At 42.5% G+C, this 22,822-nt stretch carries 11 protein-coding genes; 10 read left to right on the top strand and 1 reads right to left on the bottom strand.

Going from position 1 to position 22,822, the window contains the following annotated elements; translation table 11 throughout:
• Position 1 precedes the first annotated feature (1 nt).
• The 7 genes from ACQ4KW_RS19790 (at position 2) to ACQ4KW_RS19760 (ending at position 9,666) form a co-directional block, all read left to right on the top strand.
• A complete protein-coding gene (locus tag ACQ4KW_RS19790; RefSeq protein WP_430884156.1) occupies positions 2-1,405 on the top strand; it encodes a sigma-54 interaction domain-containing protein in 1,404 nt (467 codons plus the stop codon).
• A gap of 367 nt (positions 1,406-1,772) precedes the next feature.
• Positions 1,773-2,810 carry a zinc-binding dehydrogenase gene (locus ACQ4KW_RS19785; RefSeq protein ID WP_430884155.1) on the top strand — a complete coding sequence of 346 codons (1,038 nt, stop codon included), beginning with the start codon at positions 1,773-1,775 and terminating at the stop codon, positions 2,808-2,810.
• Positions 2,811-3,207: 397 nt separating this feature from the next.
• A complete protein-coding gene (ablA, locus tag ACQ4KW_RS19780; protein WP_430886612.1) occupies positions 3,208-4,434 on the top strand; it encodes a lysine 2,3-aminomutase in 1,227 nt (408 codons plus the stop codon).
• Positions 4,435-4,579: 145 nt separating this feature from the next.
• On the top strand, positions 4,580-5,629 hold the full coding sequence (locus ACQ4KW_RS19775) for a hypothetical protein (protein WP_430884154.1): 1,050 nt from the start codon (positions 4,580-4,582) through the stop codon (positions 5,627-5,629).
• Positions 5,626-7,290 (top strand): MutS-related protein, encoded by a 1,665-nt coding sequence (locus ACQ4KW_RS19770; RefSeq protein ID WP_430884153.1) that lies wholly within the window; start codon positions 5,626-5,628, stop codon positions 7,288-7,290. The genes ACQ4KW_RS19775 and ACQ4KW_RS19770 overlap by 4 nt, the downstream gene beginning before the upstream one ends.
• A 61-nt stretch (positions 7,291-7,351) precedes the next feature.
• Positions 7,352-8,908 carry a lysine 5,6-aminomutase subunit alpha gene (locus tag ACQ4KW_RS19765; RefSeq protein WP_430884152.1) on the top strand — a complete coding sequence of 519 codons (1,557 nt, stop codon included), beginning with the start codon at positions 7,352-7,354 and terminating at the stop codon, positions 8,906-8,908.
• Complete coding sequence (locus ACQ4KW_RS19760; protein ID WP_430884151.1) at positions 8,908-9,666, top strand: OAM dimerization domain-containing protein; 759 nt, start codon at positions 8,908-8,910, stop codon at positions 9,664-9,666. The genes ACQ4KW_RS19765 and ACQ4KW_RS19760 overlap by 1 nt, the downstream gene beginning before the upstream one ends.
• Before the next feature lie 489 nt (positions 9,667-10,155).
• On the opposite strand, the gene ACQ4KW_RS19755 is transcribed toward ACQ4KW_RS19760, so the two are convergent.
• Entirely contained in the window at positions 10,156-10,302 is a 147-nt protein-coding gene (locus ACQ4KW_RS19755) for a hypothetical protein (RefSeq protein WP_430884150.1), read from the bottom strand.
• Positions 10,303-11,525: 1,223 nt separating this feature from the next.
• Here ACQ4KW_RS19755 and ACQ4KW_RS19750 point away from each other — a divergent pair.
• The 3 genes from ACQ4KW_RS19750 (at position 11,526) to ACQ4KW_RS19740 (ending at position 22,817) form a co-directional block, all read left to right on the top strand.
• Positions 11,526-12,545 carry an S-layer homology domain-containing protein gene (locus ACQ4KW_RS19750; protein ID WP_430884149.1) on the top strand — a complete coding sequence of 340 codons (1,020 nt, stop codon included), beginning with the start codon at positions 11,526-11,528 and terminating at the stop codon, positions 12,543-12,545.
• Positions 12,546-12,912: 367 nt separating this feature from the next.
• Entirely contained in the window at positions 12,913-19,782 is a 6,870-nt protein-coding gene (locus ACQ4KW_RS19745; protein WP_430884148.1) for an IPT/TIG domain-containing protein, read from the top strand.
• Positions 19,783-19,793: 11 nt separating this feature from the next.
• Entirely contained in the window at positions 19,794-22,817 is a 3,024-nt protein-coding gene (locus tag ACQ4KW_RS19740; protein WP_430884147.1) for an S-layer homology domain-containing protein, read from the top strand.
• Positions 22,818-22,822 lie beyond the last annotated feature (5 nt).

Here is a 22,822-nt window from a genome sequence, read left to right as displayed (position 1 = left end):
TATGGAACGATTGTTTTCACTAAAAAATTTCAGGACAATTATGGATCATATTTCAGATGGTGTCCAGGTTTTTGACTCTGAGGGCAACCTGGTTTACTGCAACAGGCGGTCAGCCATGCTGGATGATATCAATATTGAGACGGCTGTGGGAAAAAACATACTGGAGGTTTATCCATCTTTAACACGGGAAACCAGTACGCTTTTAAAGGTTCTACGCATTGGTATGCCTATATTTGATATGGAACAAACCTATACGACATATAAAGGTAAACAAATAACAACGCTCAATTCAACCATTCCTATAAGGGAAGAGGGGCGTATAATTGGCGCCATTGAATTTTCCAATAATATAACAGAGGTCAAGGCTTTAAGCGAGAAGGTTGTGGACCTGCAAAACAAGGTTTACGGGGACAAAAAAGGCAACCAGCAAGATGAGGCCCGATTCACATTTGCTGATATAGTGACAGATGATATAAAAATGCTTGAACTTAAGTCGCTGTCAACAAAAGGGGCTCAAACAGATGCGCCTATTCTCGTGTGTGGCGAAACTGGAACGGGCAAGGAGCTTTTCGTTCAGGCCATTCATAACAGCAGTCGACGGGTGGGGGCACCCTTTATAGCTCAAAACTGCGCGGCTCTTCCAGCCAGCCTGCTTGAGGGAATACTTTTTGGCACCATGAAGGGGAGTTTTACTGGTTCTGTAGACCGACCAGGTCTCTTTGAGCTGGCAGATGGCGGAACCCTCTTTTTAGATGAAATCAATTCCATGCCTATGGAGCTCCAGGCCAAACTTCTAAGGGTTTTACAAGAAGGGGTTTTTCGTCGCATCGGTGATATGAAGCCTAGATATGCCAATGTTCGGATCATTACAGCGGTCAATGTGAAACCTGAAGATGCCGTAAAGTCTGGTCATTTACGACAGGATTTATATTATAGACTTAATACCATTACCTTAAATTTACCGCCCTTGCGTGAACGAAGCGGAGACTTGCAAATGCTTGTAAGGCATTTTATAAGAAAGTACAACAATAAGTTATATAAAAATGTAACTGGGGCCTCTGATGAAGTTATGAAGCTCTTAAAGCGGTATGACTGGCCTGGTAATGTCAGAGAACTTGAACATGTCATCGAAGGGGCAATAAGTGTTATGGACTCAGATCTTATTGAAGTCAATGACCTGCCCATTAAGTTGAGAGACTTATACAATGTGGAGGATGTACAGGTGCCCCATAGTCTGGGCAGCCAGGTTTACTCCCTTAAAGAGTCAATGGAGAGGGCTGAAAAGTACGCTATTGAACAGGCCCTTGAGTCATCGGGGGGCAATGTCACAAAAGCGGCAAAACTATTGAGTGTTCCCCGTCAGACCCTCCAGTACAAGTTAAAGAAACATAAAATAGTGGTCTAAGGGACCTGATGTCAGGTGATGGTTATTGATACAAAGCTATAGAAAAGCTATATAGAAAAGCTATATAGAGGAGTTATATAGAAAAGTTATATAGAAAAGTTATATAGAAAATAAAAAACAGCCGAATTTTCGGCGGTTTTTTATAATTTTTTGAAAACTTCTGGGAGAAAGGCTGATTCTTACTTTCAATAGGGTCAGTTTGAAAGGTCGAAGAATAGGAAAACGTTTTTCATAAAATTTGTTTAACCCTTGATAAGACTGGGTAGCTGGGAATCCCTACTAAATTGCTAGGGTATTCTTTCCTTAAAGTTGGCATGTGGATTGCAATATATATTGACGTGAAAAAACGAAAATGGAGGGTTAACTCATGAAAAAGGGATGTAAATTCGGTACGCATCGCGTCATCGAACCAAAAGGCGCGCTGCCACAACCAGCGCAAAAGATTGACAACTCAATGGAAATTTACGACAACGAAATTCTAATTGATGTACAGACACTCAATATTGACTCTGCGAGCTTCACTCAAATCAAGAAACAAGCTGAGAGCAATGTTGATAAAATCAAGGAAATCATGCAGGATATCGTAAATACACGTGGCAAACACCATAACCCTGTTACAGGTTCAGGCGGCATGCTGATTGGTACTGTCAAGGAAATTGGTCCTGCCCTAGAAGGCAAAACAGACCTTAAGGTTGGGGATAAGCTTGCAACACTGGTTTCCCTGTCATTAACACCACTTCAAATCAAGGCCATCAAAGAAGTGCGTAAGGACATTGATCAAGTTGATGTGGAAGCGCAGGCCATTCTATTTGAATCAGGCATCTACGCAAAACTACCAGAAGATCTACCTCAAAACTTAGCTCTTTCAGTGCTTGACGTGGCAGGTGCTCCAGCACAAACACGCAAGCTTGTTAAAGAAGGGGACACAGTGCTTGTTATCGGTGGCGCTGGTAAGTCTGGCATGCTTTGTCTATATGAAGCAAAAAGAATCGCTGGGGAAAACGGCAAGGTTATCTGCCTAAACCACAGTGACAAAATGAAAAAACTTGTTATGGATGCAGGCCTTGCAGATGAGTTTATCATTGCCGATGCAACGAACTCAGTAGAAGTTCTAGAAAAAATGCGTGAGGCAACGGACGGCAAAATGGCTGACGTTACAATCAACTGTGTAAACATTCCAAACACAGAAATGGCATCTATTCTTTCTACGAAAGATGATGGCGTGATCTACTTCTTCTCAATGGCAACAAGCTTTACTGCGGCTGCTCTTGGTGCTGAAGGCGTAGGCATGGATACAACAATGATTATTGGCAATGGCTATACAAAAGGTCATGCTGATATTTCTCTAGATATTATGCGTGAAAGTGCAGAACTTAGAAGAATTTACACAGACCTATACGCTTAAATAATTAAAATTGCACCAAGCTCTTCTAAATCCGACCTGATATTTTTGAGCTTGCAATGCAAATTGATACATGAGACAAGGCACCTTAGATTCCGACCAGTCTAAGGTGCACAGTCTTTCACTTATCAAATAGTGTATGACCTTTAATCTTATTACTTATTGTTATTCATTGAGACAATCTGCCCCAATTGTGCTGACCACACACGGGTGCAGTTGTATATAGGGAGGGTGAAGGGAAAGCCGAACCCCTAAAAGGCATTTTGTGAGAAAGCGACAATCTCGTCGCAAAAAATAAATTCCGACCTTACCGACCAATTCTCACTTAATGATAGGCATTTCCCTTGTGGCCCCAACCGATAGGAGGATATGACAAGTGCGACATTATACAGAGATAGAAATGTGGAAAGACGTAACAAAAGAACAGTGGGATGACTGGGCTTGGCAAACAAGAAACCGCATCACGACACTGGAAGCGCTAAAACAAGTGATCAACTTGACGCCAGAAGAAGAAGACGGTGTGAAAAAGTCACTGGAAATTCTACGCATGGGCATCACGCCATACTATGCAATGCTCATGGATAAAGACGATCCAAAGTGTCCGGTTCGTATGCAAGCTGTACCAACAATCCATGAAACACACAGAAGTGAAAACGACATGGATGACCCACTGCATGAAGACCATGATTCTCCAGTTCCAGGTCTGACACACAGATATCCAGACCGCGTTCTTATTCTTATCACAGACATGTGCTCAATGTACTGCAGACACTGTACAAGAAGACGTTTTGCAGGCGGAAAAGACGACAGCACGCCAATGGAAAGAATCGATGCGGCTATCGAATACATTAGAGGCGCAAAAGAGGTGCGTGATGTCCTGCTATCAGGTGGAGACGCCCTGCTTGTATCAGATGACAAGCTAGAATACATCATCAAGAAGCTAAGAGAAATCGAACACGTTGAAATCATTCGAATTGGTTCAAGAACGCCAGTCGTAATGCCTCAACGTATCACAGAAGATTTTGTTGGCATGCTTAAAAAGTACCACCCAATCTGGTTAAACACACACTTTAACCACTCGAAAGAAATCACGCCAGAATCGAAAAAAGCTTGTGAAATGCTTGCGGATGCAGGTGTGCCACTGGGCAACCAGTCGGTTCTGCTACGCGGCATCAATGATTGTACCCACATCATGCGTCACCTTATGCATGACCTGGTGAAAATTAGAGTGCGCCCATACTACATCTACCAGTGTGACCTTTCAACGGGTATTGAGCACTTCAGAACACCTGTGTCAAAGGGGATTGAAATCATTGAAGGTCTTCGTGGCCATACATCAGGCTACGCTGTACCAACATTCGTTGTGGATGCTCCAGGGGGTGGCGGTAAGACACCAGTCATGCCTCAGTATGTGATTTCCCAGTCACCAGAGCGTGTGGTTCTAAGAAACTACGAGGGTGTTGTGACAACATACTCAGAACCTGCACCTTATAAGCAAGACTGTACTTGTCCTGACTGCACTGAGAAAAAGCATAAAATCACAGGTGTTGGTGGTCTTTTACAAGGCAATCAGGTAAACTTAGAACTGGCAAACCTAGATCGTGAAAAGAGATCGCACCACGAATAAGAATTGAAATGACCGGGCCCTTAGAATCAGTCATATACAAAAGAAGATCTTTAATATGAGGACAGCCTGAGTGGTCCGGTATATTGAATCATATAAGTCTAAGGCGAGACCTATGAAAATGGGAGACGAGTCTTGAGGAGGACGCATGCAACTAATTGACCTGATCCGCGAAAACCGGCATCAGGTTGTGTCCGTTGTGGGCATGGCCAAGAATGCTGGGAAAACAGTGACATTAAATGAAATCATCAATCAGAGTATGGAGAGTGGAACCCTTCTTGGACTCACATCGATCGGAAGAGATGGCGAGACCCAAGATGTGGTGACCTGTACCCAAAAACCGGCTATATATGTGGATGCAGGCACTCTGATTGCAACTGCAGAGGCGCTTTATAACTGTTCTGACGCGAGATTGGAAATTTTAGAAATGACAAATTTCCATACGTCTATGGGAAAAATCATGATTGCTAAAGCCTTGAGTCCAGGTTATATCCAAATTGCAGGTCCTTGTACAAATAGAGACATTCGGGAGGTTTCTAACCGGATGCTGGCCTATGGTGCACAACTTGTGATTGTGGATGGCGCCCTAGATAGAGTTAGTAGTGCTTCGCCGGCTATCAGCGACGCAACAGTGCTAGCAACTGGCGCTGTTTTAAGTCGTAATATGGATAAAGTCATTGAAGAAAGTATTCATAGGGTATCGCTGTTTCGTTTGCCTGCCTTATATGAAGCCGATATTAAAATGATGGCCAAAGCGGCCATCGGGCTCAAAGAAATTCAGATTGTCCAGGCTGGTGATGGGGGCTTAGAGCTTAAGCATATTCCCATTAAAACAGCACTGGGCGCGGGCAGGAAAATCGCTGAGTCCCTTTGTGAAGAGAGCCTATATGTGATTGTGCCAGGGTCTTTGGTATCAAAAACATTGTTCGATGTGGCGAGCGGATCAAAGCATTTCAAAAATATCACCTTTATAGTTCAAGATGCCACTAAACTTTTTGTGGAGTCAAGGGACTGGCAACTTCTTCTAAGAAAAGGCTTAAAGGTTGTGGTCATGGAGGAAATAAACCTCCTTGCAGTGACCATAAATCCTTATGCCCCTGCGGGCTACTATTTTGACCCAGTTAATTTTAAAAGTAGATTGCAATCATTTTTAGATCCAACACCTGTCTTTGATGTTATGGAAGGGAATCCTGTATGATGTTTATCAGCAAAGAAGCCATGGAAAAAATCGGTGCTAAATTTGTAATAGACCGCATACAGACCCAAACACCTTATGGCAATAAGGCTAAGAAGGAAATGAAACCATATGAGATTGGGCAAGAAGAGGATCTTCGACAGCATCTCAATATAATAGAAGAGGTTACAAGGCTTATCGGAAACCACCGTTATACCTTCGTTGAAATACGAAACCAATTTAAAAAACTCAAGGATTTATCAGGTTCTTTTGAACGGATTCAATCGGGAGAGGCTTTATCTGTTCCAGAACTTTTCGAAATAAAGAGTTTGACCATTGGTATTCGAGAGATTGCCGGAGCCATGGAAGGGCTTGTTTGGGATGTGCCGGCGTCCTTGAAGGTTGAAAGGTTAAATGAGGTGGAAGCTTTACTTGATCCGGAAAGCCAGGGCATCAACACATTTTACCTTTATGATGCTTACTCTGAAGAACTTTCGTCCGTAAGAAAGGCCATTAAAAAGCTTGATGATGAATTAAAGTTTATTGGAAAAGAGAAACGCCTTCGAGTTGAAGATAAACTGGGCATTCGAGTTAGACCCAATGGCGAGGTCACTGTCAGTAAGGAAAACAAAGAAATGATACATGCGCTGGAGGCTTGCGAAGATCTGAGTTACAGTGCAGAAACATACATGAATATCACCTATAGAATCAGGGAAGATGAGAGAGTGGATGCCATTCAAGCTCAAAAAGAACAACTGATTCAAGAGGAGGACGCTGAGAATTATCGGGTCCGCGAAATGTTATCAGAGTCTTTAAAAGATCATGTGGATGCCCTTATTCGAAACACAGGAGCCATTGGTCAATTTGATTTGATCATTGCCAAGTGCTATTTCGGCATTGGATTTAACTGCATTAAGCCAACAATACTGGATACATCATCAAACAGGATCTTCCATCTGAATATTGAAAAGGGAAGACATCCTGCCGTGGAAGAGAGACTAAAGCGCGAGGAAAAGGCTTATAAACCCGTCTCCATACAGGTTAACGAGGGGGTTACCTGTATAACAGGGGCAAATATGGGCGGGAAAACAGTCACGCTGAAAATGATCGGAAACCTAGTTTGGCTGGCTCAAATGGGACTCTTTGTTCCTGCTGAGAGCATGAGTCTCTCCCTCAGAAACTTTATATTTGTATCCATAGGTGATGAACAGGACGTTGATCTTGGCCTATCAACATTTGGCGGAGAAATCGTGAAAGTATCTAAGGCTGTGGAGCTTTCTTCGCATCAAGGGCTTATACTCATAGATGAATTGGCCCGGGGGACGAATCCCAAAGAGGGCTATGCCATTTCCAAAGCACTTATAAATCAACTGAAGACCAGAAGCTCCATTACCCTCATTACAACACACTTTGATGGGCTGGCCGATGCTGATGATGTCATGCATCTTCAGGTTTGCGGCCTGCAGAATGTGGACTTCTCTAAACTTAAAAATGAAATTGATGATCCTGAAGTGGGGATGGATATTCTCCATGATCTTATGGACTACCGGCTCAAGGTCATTCATAACCCACAGGAAGTGCCTAAAGATGCCGTGCGAATTGCCCATCTTATGGGGCTGGATCAAGACATTTTAGAAGACGCACGCAGTATACTCAATGAATTTAATCAAGAAGAATCGTTATAAACCCGCATAAGTTTGACGCAGGGTTCGTAGAAATAGGAAAATGAAAGGATGGCGGAAGAATATGCAGAGTAAATTAAATCTGGATTTCAGCCTTGTAGAAAAGGCCCGCGCTTCAGCTGGTAAGATCGCTGAAGACATGCAGCAATTTATTGATCAGCATACGACTGTTACGGTGGAGCGTGCCGTGCTTCGTCTGCTGGGTGTGGATGGCATCGATGATCTTGATCGTCCCCTGCCTAACGTAATACAAGAACAGATTTCAGATGCAGGCGTTTTGAATATGGGTGCTTCTTACTGGATGGGCAATGCTATGATCCAAACAGGCAAGTCGCCTCAAGAAATCGCTGAAATGGTTGGACGTGGTGAACTGAATATCACAGAGCTTGCTCAAGCGAGTATGGAAGATGTTAAAAAAGCCATTCAGCCAGTGGCAGAAAAGGCTGTGGCTCTTATTAAAAAGAACCGCGATGACCGTGAAAGAATGTTAACGGAAATTGGAGAAGGGCCAAAGCCTTATCTTTATGTTATCGTTGCAACAGGAAATATTTATGAAGATGTCCTTCAAGCACAAGCGGCAGCAAGACAAGGGGCAGATATTATTGCTGTTATTCGTACAACGGGACAGTCCCTTCTTGATTATGTGCCTTATGGGGCAACAACTGAAGGCTTCGGTGGTACTTATGCCACACAGGAAAACTTCCGAATTATGCGTAAAGCCCTTGATGAAGTTGGTGAAGAAGTCGGAAAATATATCAGACTATGTAACTACTGCTCGGGTCTTTGTATGCCAGAAATCGCGGCTATGGGCGCAGTAGAGCGTCTTGATATTATGCTCAATGATGCCCTATACGGCATTCTATTTAGAGACATCAATATGCAAAGAACTCTGATTGACCAGTACTTCTCACGTGTGATTAATGGCTATGCAGGCATTATGATCAATACAGGTGAAGACAACTATCTGACAACGGCCGATGCAGTTGAAGAAGCTCATACGGTTCTGGCGTCTCAGTTCATCAATGAGCAGTTTGCCTTTAAGGCAGGTCTGCCAGAAGAACAAATGGGTCTGGGACATGCTTTTGAAATGAACCCAAATATTGAAAATGGTTTCTTACTGGAGCTGGCACAGGCACAAATGGCAAGAGAAATCTTCCCGAATGCCCCACTTAAGTACATGCCTCCAACAAAGTATATGACAGGTGATATTTTTAAAGGCCATGTTCAGGATGCCCTCTTTAATATGGTGGCAATTATGACAGGCCAAAGCCTACAGCTTCTTGGTATGCCAACTGAAGCCATTCATACACCACTGCTACAGGATAGAAAACTTTCTATTGACAATGCCAAGTATATTTTCAACAACATGCGAAATCTTGGTGATGAAATTGAATTCAAGAAGGACGGCATGATTCAAAAACGTGCTCAAAAGGTTGTTGTTGAAGCGGTTGATATGCTAAAAGACATTGAGGAAAAAGGTCTTTTTGACACAATCATTGAAGGCAAATTCGCTGGCGTTAAGAGACCATTTGAAGGTGGTAAGGGTCTTAAAGGCACAGTGACAAAAGATGATAATTACTTTAATCCATTCGTAGATCTTATGCTTGGAGGTGACCGATAATGTCTCAGGCAGCGCAAATAGACCTAACAAAAGTTAAACCATATGGTGACACACTTAATGACGGCATGATCCAGTTTTCATTCACATTGCCTGTACCTTGTACAGATGAAGCCAAAGAAGCCGCACGTCAGCTTCTCATGAAGATGGGGATTGAAGAGCCAGCTGTCGTTCATGCAGAAGACCTTGGCGTAGGCTACACTTTCTTTACAATGTACGGCAAGTGTTCTCATGATGTAGACTACTCATCTATCCATGTGCCTAAGGTTGAGTCAGACGTTATGGACAAATATGGTGTTGAAGACTATATAAAAGAAAACATCAATCGTGACATAACCATCGTTGGTGCCTGTACAGGTACAGATGCTCATACCGTTGGTATAGATGCCATCATGAATATGAAGGGCTTCGATGGACACTATGGCCTTGAAAGATATAAGGGTGTAGAAGCTCTGAACATGGGGTCGCAAGTGCCAAATGAAGAATTGGTTGCAAAGGCCATTGAAATGAATGCAGACGCCATTGTGGTTTCCCAGGTTGTGACGCAAAAAGACGTCCACATTCCAAACCTGTCTAACCTAATCGAGCTTCTTGAAGCCGAAGGTCTTCGTGACAAGGTGATCGTTTGTGCAGGCGGTCCAAGAATCAGTCATGAACTTGCAAAAGAACTTGGCTATGACGCTGGTTTTGGACCAGGCACATATGCTGAGCACGTTGCATCCTTTGTTGTTCAACAAGTCGTTGAGCGGGGTTTGGTATAAAACTTCAAAACTTGGGTGTATTCTAATGAATATTTGAGAGTATTAGAGCCGTGGTTGGTTAGTTACAACCACGGCTTTTCAGATTGGTGAATTTCCCGTTATACTGCGTTACTGGGACCAGTTCGATTGAATCACGTAACCAAGTACGCTCATCAATCGAACTGGTCCCGTGCCTTGTCTAACGCAAAATTCACCAATCTGATAGAAAGAGGTCAAATATCCCCTATACTGCCTTGCAGAATAAAATCCGCTCAAATCACGTATGCGAATACGCTCAATGAGCGGATTTTATCCGCGCCTTGTCTAGGGAAGATTTGACCAATCTGAAAACAGGGGGAGATTGGCCTCTTAAAAACATGAAAAAACGCCGGGTGTCGAGGCCGGCGTTTTTGATAAGCGATTTTGTTTTGTCGTTTGTTTAAGTTTCTTGCTTAAGCGAATTATACCTAGAGAAAGACTCTCTAAAGTCCATATCCTTCTTGTTACGAGTTACATAGCGATTGCTTCGGCGATGCAGTGCTTGCAGATGTTTTTGCCTTTGAAGTTTACAACGTTCTCTTCAGATTTGCATACCACACAGCAAGTGTCCTTTTCGCCAGTTGTGTTTACCTTTGTAGTGTTTTTTCTTGTTTCCATAGCTAAAACCTCCAAGTTTTCTAAGTGAATACCATATATTATCAGGCTCTCCCAAACCGGATATGCAATGTCAAGTGCCAATCATGTCATTTGAAAGGCGGAATATGAAATATAGTGGGTGCTAAGACATAAAATAACAATATAGGGTAAAAAAATTATGTTTCCGTTTCCGAAAACGTATTTTTAGCCTGTTTCTTCTAGCAATATGATTTTATCATATACAAATAAGAAATTAAATGCTTGTACGAAGTTAAATACAAGAAAGTTAAATATATAAAAGTTTAATAGTATAAAGGAAATAGTAATAAATAAATCTGGTTTAACACTTTGTTCACAAAGCAGTCATAAAATATCCAAATTTGTTTTTTATACTAGACTTGTCAAACGCGAGAGAAACAACTCAGGCAGCTTTGACATTGTGGGATGTTATCGTCCCACTCCCGCAGCTATGAACTGCAACATATTAGCAGTTTATTCATAGATCCCCCTTATACTCATAGCCCCCTCTATGAGAATGTAAAGAACATAGCTCTCTCGAAAAACTCGGCCCCCACCGGGTTTTTCTCATGCCCAACTTACGTCATGTGCTAGTTCGTTATACCTATTTTACATTACTTTTTATAAAATGCAAATGGTTTTTGGAAATATATTTACAAAATCTACTATAATTTCGTGATTATTTTCCTTTTGTTCTGATGATTGCGAATTATAAGAATAGTTAAAATGGATAAAAAATTTCAAACGGACACAGAAAATACACATCGATATGATATTCTTCAATTGTCCAAAAGACAACCCAAACATATCCAAGCAGTGGATGAAATCCTCTGCACCCCGAAGAATGCAGTGCCCTGCCCAGGCCTGCTTTCTTTCTTTTTTGTGCAAAATAATGCGTTTTCATCTTAAATAAATTGTTTTTATCTTAAATAGAGCTTTTTTATCTAAAACAGAGCTTAATAAACGGAGGCCTGGGTGGGCTATCCAGTCGATTAAAAAGTGACCTAATTCCTTACCAATCCTCTGAATTAAGGACTACCCTCTATAACTAAGAATGTTATAATAATAAAATAGAGAAAAGGGTATATGATTGTAGACGCTGTACTTTCTTATTCAAGTGAATGCATTAAAACGCCGATAAAATAAAAAATGAATCTATAAATTTGGTGTGCCGGTGGTAAGATTTGACCACAGATAGTAAGTTAAGCGTTAAAGAGGGGGATTATATGAATAGAAAAATAAAAACGAGCCTTTGCTTGTTTATGATTATAGGTCTGCTGGTTGCAAATACAGGTTTTGGATTTGCGGATCCATCCACTTGGGCTTACGATGCAGCCTACTGGGCTAGAACGGAAAGTGCTTTTCCAGAAGATCTTTTAAAAGCCACTATGAACACAGACCAATTGACCCGTGAAGACTTGGCCGAAATTCTAGTTTATGCCTATGCAAAAGCCACGGGCGTTGGAGTGGATGCCCTACCAACAGGGGAACCCTATACAGATACAGACAATGTTCTTGTGGGCAAGGCCTATCAAGCTGGTCTTATGATGGGTAAAACGGACATACAATTTGCACCCGATCAGGTTATCAGTAGGGAGACGCTTTTTTTAAGTGTCAAAGGTCTCCTGCTAAAACTGGGTATTGTACCCACGTCCTCACTGACAGCCCCTTATTCGGATTATTCCAGTATACCTTCATCCATACGACCGACCGTGAACTATTTGTACAGTTTAGGCGTTCTTTCGGGCCTAGCCGATGGAGCACTGAATGTCAAATCACCAGCCACAACTGAAGATGGTCTAACCCTTCTCCTAAGAGTCCTCAAGACTCATAACTGGATTAAAGGACCAGTTCTTGAAGGGGACAAGGAAAGAAAAACACTGGAAACCTTTATCGTTCCTGTTCGAACAGCAACAAACTTAACCATTTACAGTCCTTCTACAGTGAATGGCATTCGAGTTTACTATACGGGTTTAAGTGCTACGGGATCTCAGGATGAAGTAAAGAGAGCCCATAGACAAATTGTGGCAATTTCAGAGCGTTACACAGGACATTCCTATGAAACAGTGGCAACACTTACAGAAAGTCTTGATGACGCTTGGGATGGTGTTAAAAAAGAGTATAGACTTGAATCGGATGTATATATTAGTGGTGCTTCTGGGGCCAAAAGTTCAACACCTCTATTTGCCTCCAATTACATTAAGATTCATAGCGGAAACCGCCTCATGATCGATTTTGTAAAGTGAAAAACTTTATAGAAGAATCCGCCTTGAAAAATAAAAGAAAAAACCGCTCAGTGGACATGTGTTTTCCGTGTCATGGGGCGGTTTTTAGCACGTCAAAAGCCCCTATAGTGTCATAAATATTTAATCTCAAATGAAGTGAGCCGGTAGTATAATTAAGATATAGAAATGTAAAGTGAGACCCTTGTGCATAAAAAATGTCAGGGTTGAAACGTCTGGGGTCTTGAGCAAAAATTAAACACCAATCAATCGAGAACTGTAATAAAACAGTAATGAAGAAGGACAAGTCATTTGTCGATACTTTATATAAGTCAAACTATGCATCTCAACTTTGCAAGCAGATAAGTAAACAAACGGAGGAGAGCGTTTTATGAAGTCGCGGGAAGTTCGTAAAAGACTCAAAAGGGTTGTATCATCATTTATGATCATAGCAATGTTATTTAGCATCGTGCCAATCTCACCTAGGGACTGGTCTTTTGCCGTGCCGGTGGGAGATGAAATTGATGTGACGAGCATTCGATTTGTAAGAGAACACAATGGCTTTAACACAGTTGGAGCTTACGTAGAAATTGCAGGCTCTGGCTTACAGGGCAAGACCATCCGTTTTGAAAAAGCTGGCCTTGGTGGCGGTTTTGAAGAAATTGGTGAAAAGGTCATTGATGAGGACACATTCGTGAAATTCACCTTCGAACCTGAAGATGCAGAAGTTCTAGCAGGATCCATGCGTATTGGGACCTCTGAAATAGATCTTGGCCTAGAAACATTTCCAAACCTCAGTGCCATTGACCAGCAAAATATCAACCTTTCAAAATATGGTGAGACCCCAACCGACTCTGATGCCGTTTTAACAATTACAGGTAACAACCTGGACCAAATTGGCACAGTGACAAGCGGATCCTCCATTACGGCTAAGTACGGTCGAGTTCAATCCCGCCTAATCGACGGTACCCAGTCTTATGTTGATTTTGCACCGGACTATTCCTCTGTAACACTTACAGAACCACCCCTTCCTGGTGAAAAAGGTTTCCAAAATATTATTATTGAGAAAAAAGACACTTCCGCAGGCTACACGACCAGTGTGGAATATCTATATGCCAACTCTTTTAGATTCATGGAAGACTTGGGGCTGACTGAACCGCTTATGTTCCCAAACACAGGAGCTAAGGGGGATTTTGTGTATTTCACAGCACCAAACTTTGTAGACACAAAGAATTATGATGCTTATTTCCTAAAAACATTAGACGGGTCAGACCAATTTAGTGAAGACAACAAGGCTGAATATGTTGCCTTAGAACTTGGCGAGCTTCCAGAAGATGAGGATAGACTAATTGTTAAGGTTCCAGATGACCCTGATTTTGAACTTAGGAGTTATTATGTTGTCCTTACAAATACCGTTAATGATGAAATCATTGCAGAGCAGGTCATTTTAAACAACGAAGGCAATCCCGACCAGTTTACTGTCATCGGTTCTGGCTTCCAGCCGACCATAGAGAGTATATTCCCGCAAAAGGGTCCAGATACAGGATCAAATGTTCAAATATCAGGTCGTAATATTTTGACCCTCAACCTTCCGGATCTTGAGGGCAGTGGAGACTTTAAAACGGTGACTGCACCAGACCAGAATCCAAGTGGAAAAGACAACAACAAGACCCTTGAGATTGAGTATGATGAAACAGGTATGACTTACAAGGGACAAGCGGCAACCACGGTTAGAAACATCAAGGTTCAGATTGGTAAGGAGACTTACTTTGTACAGAACCCTGATGGCACATTCAATGTGAGCAAGGGCTTGCCAGATAGCATGCTTGTCTTAACAGACACCATTGATGATGCCTTGACTGATCCATTTAAAGATGTGGTTATTGAAATTGAAACGATTGTTACTGAAACGGTTTCTGGCAAAACCTATACATTCAGTCAAATCGTGACCCTGCAGGATGGTTATGAATTTGAACCATCGACTTTGACACCTGTGGTGGATGAAGTCACACCAGATACCATTCAAATTGAAGACTACAGTATTGATGTGGGCGATGGCCCAATCGATTTTAATAAATTTTCAGAGGACACCCTGATTGCCATTAAAGGGTCTCAGTTCCTTGTTGACAAGGAAGTTGATGAAGATGGTAACGCCTTTGTTAGATACCCGACAGTCCTTATTAAGAAAAACAATGACAACACCTTCACCACAAAATATCAACTGGGCTTCTTCCCGAATGAAACCGTTGACGGTGTGCTTGGTGTTATTAAGTATAAAACAGACGAAAATGAAGTAGAGGAATATGTTCTTAGAGATAATAAGGGCAAGCCGGTTAAACTTGAAATCACTGTGGTCGATGGTGACAACAAAATCATGGACGGAACAGAAGACAACGATGTCGGCACGAAAATTCTTATCAAGATCCCAAGCATCGCCCTTCTAGGAGACGGTGGTATTAAACATGTCCAGGTGACAAACCCAAGACGTCAGAGTGATGAGTTTGGTGCATCGGTCATCAAATCAGATACCATTTCATTTGTGCAGACAACAGACGTGCCAGTCATTGAAACGGTTGATCCTCAAATTACAACAGTTGAAGGTGACGTGGATGTGACAATCACAGGGGCCAACTTCCAGGACGGCGTTCGTGTCTTCCTTGATGGTGAGGAGATCACAGACCTGACAAAGGACATTGCACCAGATGGTGAAAAGATTCTCTTAACATTTACAGCCCCTCCAGGACGACCTGGCACAACTCAGTTGCAGGTTATCAACCCAAATGGTGGTCTAGCGGTCAAGGACTTCACCTATGTAACAACCTTTGCCCAGGATCCAGTTTTCGAAGACTTTAATCCAAAGCGGGGGACAGAAGACACCCTTGTGGTAATCGATGGTGATAATTTCCTTAAGCCTGACCCAACATCACCAGGAACAACAGGCTATGATGGACTTAGACTCATTGGTACTCGTGTCTACCTAGATGGTAAGGATGTCAACCAGTATGTTTACGACTCTCTAGGAAATATTGACTTTGAAGCCTATACATCACCGGACAATGAGCCGGTTATATATTCAGAAGCAGGCAAGGCCCTGTACTCTCCTTTTTATGAAAACACCTATGTCACAAGGGACTCCGACGGCAAGGTCTTCTATTTAGGACGGGATGAAGACAAGAATCCACGTATCACAAACAATGAAGATGAGTGGTATGACATTAGAAGAAACAGTGTAGACACAGGCTATGAAGCCTTTGATACTGATGGCGAAAAAATTGGTAATGTGACCCTGACCTATATCAATGGGGTAACAACAGTGGCCATTTCTGGCGGGTCTACCTTCCATATTGCCATGAACAACAATGTGATTCTCACAAAGAAGGATGCTGCAGGTGTGGACTATGCAGATATTGCAGATTATGCAGAAAGCATTGTCTTAACAGATGGTCTGTCCTATTATACCCTCACTAAAAACTTTGAAGGGGATATTAGACTATCCAATGGTAAAGACAACCTCTATACCATTCGATGGGATGATGACAACAAGAAATTGATTGCAACAAAAGATACAGGCGGTACACAAGATGTCACTGTGGCGCCCGATGGATCAAAGATCACAATCGGTGTGGACACAGACCTAACCTACTTAACACCTTATGTTGTTGACCCTGACAACAATCAAATCACAGGGGATAGAACAGACGTTGTGAGTAAGTTCCAGGTGGCAATACGCGTGCCTGGCCTTACAACAGGTAAGGGCTACAAGGACATTCGGGTTGTCAATCCTGATACAAAATACGCTGAAAAAATTGATGAAAATGGATTTTACTATATCACTCAACCGAGTTCAAGCCCTGTCATTACAAGGGTTGATCCTAAAAAAGGCGCCACTGAAGGCGGTTATGTGATCAATGTTTACGGTTACGATTTCAGAGAAGGCATGAAGATATTTATTGACTCTGTGGAAGTGCCTGAAGATGAAACGTTTGTGAATATTGATGGTGATATGGCAACCATCCGTGTGCCACCGTATAAGAAGGATCTTATTGACCTCTTTGGTGTGGATGAAATTGATGTGTCAGTGATTGTATTAAATCAGGATGGTGGCAGTGATGCGCTTCCGGCAGGCTTTAAATACATCATTCCGGTCAGTTCGCCGCAAATTCAGCAGGTTCTACCCGCTAATGGTTCATCAACAGGTGGTGAAATTGTAGAAATTCTTGGTTTTGAATTCCGATACTTTGAACCATATGAAAATAAGGTAGGCGGTTCAGAATACAATCCTGGGGATGACTATGAAGACCTGCATCCAAATGGAAAGTGGGATGACCTCCTAGATATTAATGACACAACGGATACAGATGGTGACGAGATTGTGGATATCATTACAAAGGTGCCAGATTCTCAAACACCGTATTTTGATTATTATTTAGAATCCAAGGTTCTTCCAACCGTATATTTCGGTGAAGAAAAAGCCAAAATTGTTGAATTCTCTGAAGGCTACATGAAGGTCATAACACCAAAACGTGAAGCGGGCACTGTGCAAGTGACAGTGGTCAACAATGACCTGGGTGTTTCCAATGAGGTTCCCTTTACCTTTACAGCTTCTGCACCAACAATTACGACGGTTAGTCCAAACAAGGGTCGTAAGCAGGGTGTTGAAATTAAAGACGTTTATGGTTCCGAGTTCTATCGGTCTGTTATTTATGGTTATACAGACAATGACGATGATTCCATTGTGGAACTGTCTGACATTGAAACAATCGTACGCTTTGGCGCTATAGATAATACAGATATTGCTAGAGAACAGCCAAACTCTGGTCTTATATTCAATAAGAGAACAACCGTGGAACTTGAAGGTGGCTTGACGGTTTCCTATGATGGTGATGCCAACACAATCACCATGTCCGTTGAGGAAAATGGTAAGGTCTATACCCGTGTCTTCAACAACTACGATGACACGGAAGCTTATTTCCCTATGGAAATGCTGACGAGCGGGTCAACCTACTACACACCAAACGGATACACCGAAGGGGACGGCTCAACCTATACCAATAAAATTTTTGAGTATGTCCGCATGTATATAAAAGACAAGCGTCTCATGGTGGAACGAGGCTACGCGCCAAAGGTTGAGTATGACAATATCAATCACATCGTTGTGACAACACCGTCCTACTACACCATTGATCCGGTTCCAATGACTATCACAAATCCGGACGGCGGGACGGCAACAACAACATTCACCTATACAAATCCGGACTCCAATCCGAAAATTTATTCGGTAGGGGCCAACACCCTCTCACCTGACCAGACCTACTGGATGGTTGAGGGCGCTGTGAATGGCAACATTGAAATTGAAATTTTGGGTCAGGATTTCCGTGAAAACTTGACAGTGCGTATAGGCAACAAAGAAGCAACGGTACAAGAAAGAACCACAAAGGAAGTGGACGGGGTCATTTATGACGTCCTCATTGTAACGGTGCCAAACGGCACGAATACAGACCTGGATCAAAAGTATCCAGTCCTTGTTGAAAATGAAGACAATGGTATTGCAAATTCGGCAACCCTTGATAATCTTATTGGGCCAAACTATGGCGCCAAAACCCTGCCCTTCTACTTCATTTATAGAAAGCCTCTGTCAGCGCCGACCATTGAATCGGTTATACCAGCTGAAACCAGTGTTTACGGTGGACATGAAGTTGTTATCACCGGTAAGGACTTCCGTGCAGGTGCCATAGTGGTCATCGGTACGGTAGGTGGTATCCCAATCACGGACGTTGATATTGAAAACAACGGCACAATTATTAAATTCACAACACCTAAGGATATGGTTGTGGGTGACAAGGCTGTTGTGGTTCAAAATGCTGACTTCGGTCAGGCTGTTCTCGAAGGTGGATTAAAGGTTGTATCCTATCCACAAATTGAGACGGTGCTTGATGAAGATGGAGAAGGAAGAGCCGGACGTCTTTCTGTTGAGGGCGGTCAGGTCATTACCATTAAAGGTTCTAGTTTCCAGGACGGTGCCCGGGTTATATTCTCGGGCACAAGAAGTGAATATTCCGATGTGGACCAAGTCGGAGAAGTGGGTCTATGGAGAGATGACAAGCGATACATTATTGAAAACGGAACCCTTGCGGCTTCTGTTGAATATGTGGATTCGCAGACTTTAAGAGTAACAACCCCTCAACTCAATAAAGAGGATGATCTTGTTCTAACCATCATCAACCCGGATACAGGTCTTTCGGATGGGGACACGACTGTTGAGTATTCACAGCCAGTGCCATCAGACCCGATTGGGCTTGACGTAGAAATGGTGGATGACCACTTTATCAAACTCTTTGACTATGCATCGGAAGATGTGGAGTATTATGAAATTTACTACTATATAGGAGACAAGGCTGTTCATAAGCTTATCAATGATGATTATGAAGACTTCTCCTACTTGGCAACAACCAATATTGAACCTTATAAAATTACAAAATTGCCGGGCTTTGAAAGAGCAGGCAAGGGGGACAAGATAGCCTTTGTTCTTAGAGCGGTCAATGCCTTCGGAGCATCTGAACAGTCCAACATTGCCTATCTGACCTTTGATGAATTTGAAGATGTTGAGTACATTGGAGAGCCTGACGTGGATGGCGGACTGGATGTGCCAGCTGGTGAAGACTACAGGCATATTGCTGATGGCAATGATTCCATGGTGGATATTGCCGCAGAGGACCTTCCAGTTAAACTGGAAATTGACCTTAGAGAGTTCGAACTGCCTGATACGGTGGTAAGAATGATCACTGTGCCTTCAGAACCCGTAAAAAATTCTGGTAGTGTCGTTTATGTGGACTACGGTGATATGAAAATTCAGTTTATGCCAATCAACTTAAACACAGACACTTTCAGAGAAATGAATTTCTATTATGACACCTATGGACGAATCACAGCCAACTGGGAGGACGGAGCCTATAGCAGTCTTCTTCAAGGTGATATTCCAAGAGGACAAAGAGCGGCCAGCAGCGTCTTCAAGATACAGTTCTCAGCTGTGAGCAATAGGGAGGAAAAAGACTTCAATACAGTCAATGGCAATATGGATATTGTTCTCCCTTATGATCCTTTCATGCTCAGAAACAGCGATGAAAGCACCATACAGCTTTATAAGTATGATAGTGAAATGAAAATGTGGGTGAATTACCCTGCCACACTGAACACGACAACAGATGAAGTACATGCTCGCATCAATGAAGCGGGATATTACATGTTAATGGCAGACAGATAGAGGTGATGGTTATGAGAAAAATTAAAGTATGGGTTTTAACACTTGCGCTGGTTCTTCAGGCGGTATCGCCATTTGCCTTTGCGGACATCAATGTGGATATTCCCGTTCCAGAGTTCAGGGCAGCGGTTCTTGACATTGGAGAAATGGAGACCATAAATGGATATGCCAATGGTGTGGAACTCCTTACAAACGCCAAGTACGACGATATTGCAGACAATCCATTTGAAAGAAACATCACAAAAATGGCGGCCCTTGGCGTGACCAGCAAGCAAGGTGAGGCCAGTTTCAACCCTCAAACAGAAATAACAGGTTTTGAGGCCATGAAGTATTTGGTCAAACTAACAGGTGGAGAGGCGGCGGTTCAAAATGCTGTTCTGCCTCAAACCGGAGGCCTTTCTGACGATGCCATTGACGCCTTATACTATGAAGAGTATGCGGCTCAGACTTTAGCTCAGGGACTGCTCCTTCAAACGGAGTATCTAGATTTAGACCAACCTGCAAGCCGTGAGCAAATTGGTGTCTGGACAGGACGTGCCATTGGCCTTGCGCCGATTGTTGAAAACCTTGAAGAAGTTTTTGGCTTCAATGACTATGCTATGGTGACACCTGAAAATAGGGGTCTCATAGAAGCCCTCCTCCGTCAGGAGATCATGAACTCAGGGAATGATGGCAACTTCAATCCAAGAGGATCCATGACACGGGGCGAATTTGTAGAAGTTCTAGACAATGCTTATGAAGAACTTTATGATCAAAACAACATCACTGTGAATTATGGCCTTGTTACAGGGGTTCAAGAAAACACGGTTCAAGAAGTGGGCTATGCCCTTGAAGAGCGGAGTTTGGTGATTCGAAATATTGATGGATCAGCCACAGCCCTAAAAACCAATAAGAACACATCAACCAATCAAAAAATAGACTTTGTCGTTTACAAAGACGGCATACCTTTCAATTCGGATGCTATTTTGGTTGGTGATGAGATCCAGTATTTTGTTAAAAATGATGAAGTTGTTTATGTGGAAGCCATTGATGACAATACAATTATTGAAAAAATTAGAATCAGTGAAGAACAAGATGGCAACATGACAACCTATTTTGGCAGCATCTACGAAACCCAGGAACAAAAACACTGGGTGAAGGACCGCTACATTCAGTCAAAACGCTACCGTGTTCGCACATTCGACGGGCAGACATTTGACCTTGTCGTTGAAACAGACCTGTATTCAGGTGTTACAAACGACATGATTGTTTATAAAGACAAGCAAGTGGGCGGCATAGATCTTCTGGATGTTGGGGATGACATTTCCTTCGTTGTCAAAAATAATGACAGCGTTGTCTATGTGAGTGCCATTCCTTTGTGGCAAACGTCCCTAAGCGGAACCGTGCGCTACGTTACAGAAGATGAGGAAACAGGTCAGTCCACCATCACAGTATTTGGCTATGATGATGTGATTTATGAATATCCTGTGGCTTCTTATGTGAATATAACCATAAATGACACCTATGCAAACCTTGATGATCTTCAGTATGGCCAAGACGTAACCCTAGACTTAAATCAAGGCTATGTTACAAATATTGATTCAGAAACCTTTGTTGATAATCCGGGTTACATTCCAAAGTACGGCAAAATAAGAATGGGTACTGTCTTTGCAGTCTTCCCGGCCAGTTTGGTCTTTGAAATTGGTGAAAAGCGTCTGACTTACGATATTCCAGATGGCATCCCAATCACAAAGGGTGGCATTGCCATTACCAAGAATGCCATTAAAGAAGGGGACTCAGTCAAACTCTTCTTTGACGATATTTACACAGACAAGATTTCTAAAATTGAAGTGGAAGGCATTGAAAGACTGATTCAGCAGGTATTTAAGGGCAAGCTTGGCAGTGTGAACGAAACCAAACGCTCGATTACTCTGTATGAACCAAGATACCTGAAAAATTCGGACTGGGAAACAACAGAAACATATTCCAAGGAACTTATGCTCTCAGATGGCGCGGAAATATATGTGGGCAACCTCCCCATTGTTCTAGGTGACCTAGAGAGAGACCATAGAGATCAAACGGTCTATGTGGTTGTAGAAGATTCCTATGGAGACTCAGTGGCATCTAAGGTTTCTGTTAAGTACGGTGGTGAAAATGTCTATAGCGAAACCATTCGTGAGGTTAATGATGCCCTAGGCAGCATGGAACTTGAAAATCGCATCAATATGAACCTGACAAAGGGGACCATTGTTATTAAAGACAGCCGTTTTATTGATCCATCCCTTTTATCGAAGAAGGACAATGTCCTCGTTGTGAGTGAGTACCACCTAGGCGAGAACAATGCCAATGTTATAAAGCTTATGACAAAGACAGAAAATATATTTGAACGCGTTTATCTAGGCGCTATTGAAACGGTTGGTGGCAATTACTTCACCATTAGAAACTGGTCAACCATTGATGATAATGAATGGAATGATGTGGATGATTCTGCTTCAGACAGATTCTTCTACCACACGAATACTGTCATTAATGACATATCAGACTTTGATGATCCAGAGACCATTAAGCCGTCGAACTTCTTCCATGACGAGTATGCCCGTACGGAAAACAAGGGCAAGGATGATGAAGGTCTTGAGTACGAGCGCTACTATGGCATCATGGTTCTAAAGGATACAGATGGCGCTTCAAGGTCAGTGATTGCGCTGAACATGAACCATAAGGGGCTTCTTGAAAATCAAAATATTGATGATGATATTACAGATATTGATGACATTGCAGGTGAACTTGAAGAAATGCTTGAAGACATGTTCCTAACAAGGGGCGTTCTTGATAGCGTGGATGAAACATGGGAGCGCATTAAGCTGACAGATTCAAACGACTGGTTCTCATCAGTGGCAGAGTGGAGAAGCAATGCTGTTGATACCTATGTGGAATATGAAAATGCCATTATTATAAAAGGCAATGACGTGATCACGGTGGATGATTTAAACCCTGGTGACAACATATCTGTTCTAAGAAATGATGAAAAAGCCCTAGTTATATTTGTTGAGTCGGAGTAAGGAGG

Origin of the sequence: Tianxiuia mixotrophica (assembly GCF_050596425.1) — a bacterium.
Lineage (GTDB): Bacteria > Bacillota > Clostridia > Peptostreptococcales > Acidaminobacteraceae.
This window is presented reverse-complemented; position numbering and strand designations above follow the sequence as displayed.

What these genes read in the sequence shown, in the direction of transcription:
- ACQ4KW_RS19760 (WP_430884151.1), top strand. Translation starts at nt 8,908, where the DNA reads ATGTCTCAGGCAGCGCAAATAGACCTAACAAAAGTTAAACCATATGGT.
- ACQ4KW_RS19775 (WP_430884154.1), top strand. Translation starts at nt 4,580, where the DNA reads ATGCAACTAATTGACCTGATCCGCGAAAACCGGCATCAGGTTGTGTCC.
- ACQ4KW_RS19745 (WP_430884148.1), top strand. Translation starts at nt 12,913, where the DNA reads ATGAAGTCGCGGGAAGTTCGTAAAAGACTCAAAAGGGTTGTATCATCA.
- ablA (WP_430886612.1), top strand. Translation starts at nt 3,208, where the DNA reads ATGTGGAAAGACGTAACAAAAGAACAGTGGGATGACTGGGCTTGGCAA.
- ACQ4KW_RS19740 (WP_430884147.1), top strand. Translation starts at nt 19,794, where the DNA reads ATGAGAAAAATTAAAGTATGGGTTTTAACACTTGCGCTGGTTCTTCAG.
- ACQ4KW_RS19770 (WP_430884153.1), top strand. Translation starts at nt 5,626, where the DNA reads ATGATGTTTATCAGCAAAGAAGCCATGGAAAAAATCGGTGCTAAATTT.
- ACQ4KW_RS19755 (WP_430884150.1), bottom strand. Translation starts at nt 10,302, where the DNA reads ATGGAAACAAGAAAAAACACTACAAAGGTAAACACAACTGGCGAAAAG.
- ACQ4KW_RS19790 (WP_430884156.1), top strand. Translation starts at nt 2, where the DNA reads ATGGAACGATTGTTTTCACTAAAAAATTTCAGGACAATTATGGATCAT.
- ACQ4KW_RS19785 (WP_430884155.1), top strand. Translation starts at nt 1,773, where the DNA reads ATGAAAAAGGGATGTAAATTCGGTACGCATCGCGTCATCGAACCAAAA.
- ACQ4KW_RS19765 (WP_430884152.1), top strand. Translation starts at nt 7,352, where the DNA reads ATGCAGAGTAAATTAAATCTGGATTTCAGCCTTGTAGAAAAGGCCCGC.
- ACQ4KW_RS19750 (WP_430884149.1), top strand. Translation starts at nt 11,526, where the DNA reads ATGAATAGAAAAATAAAAACGAGCCTTTGCTTGTTTATGATTATAGGT.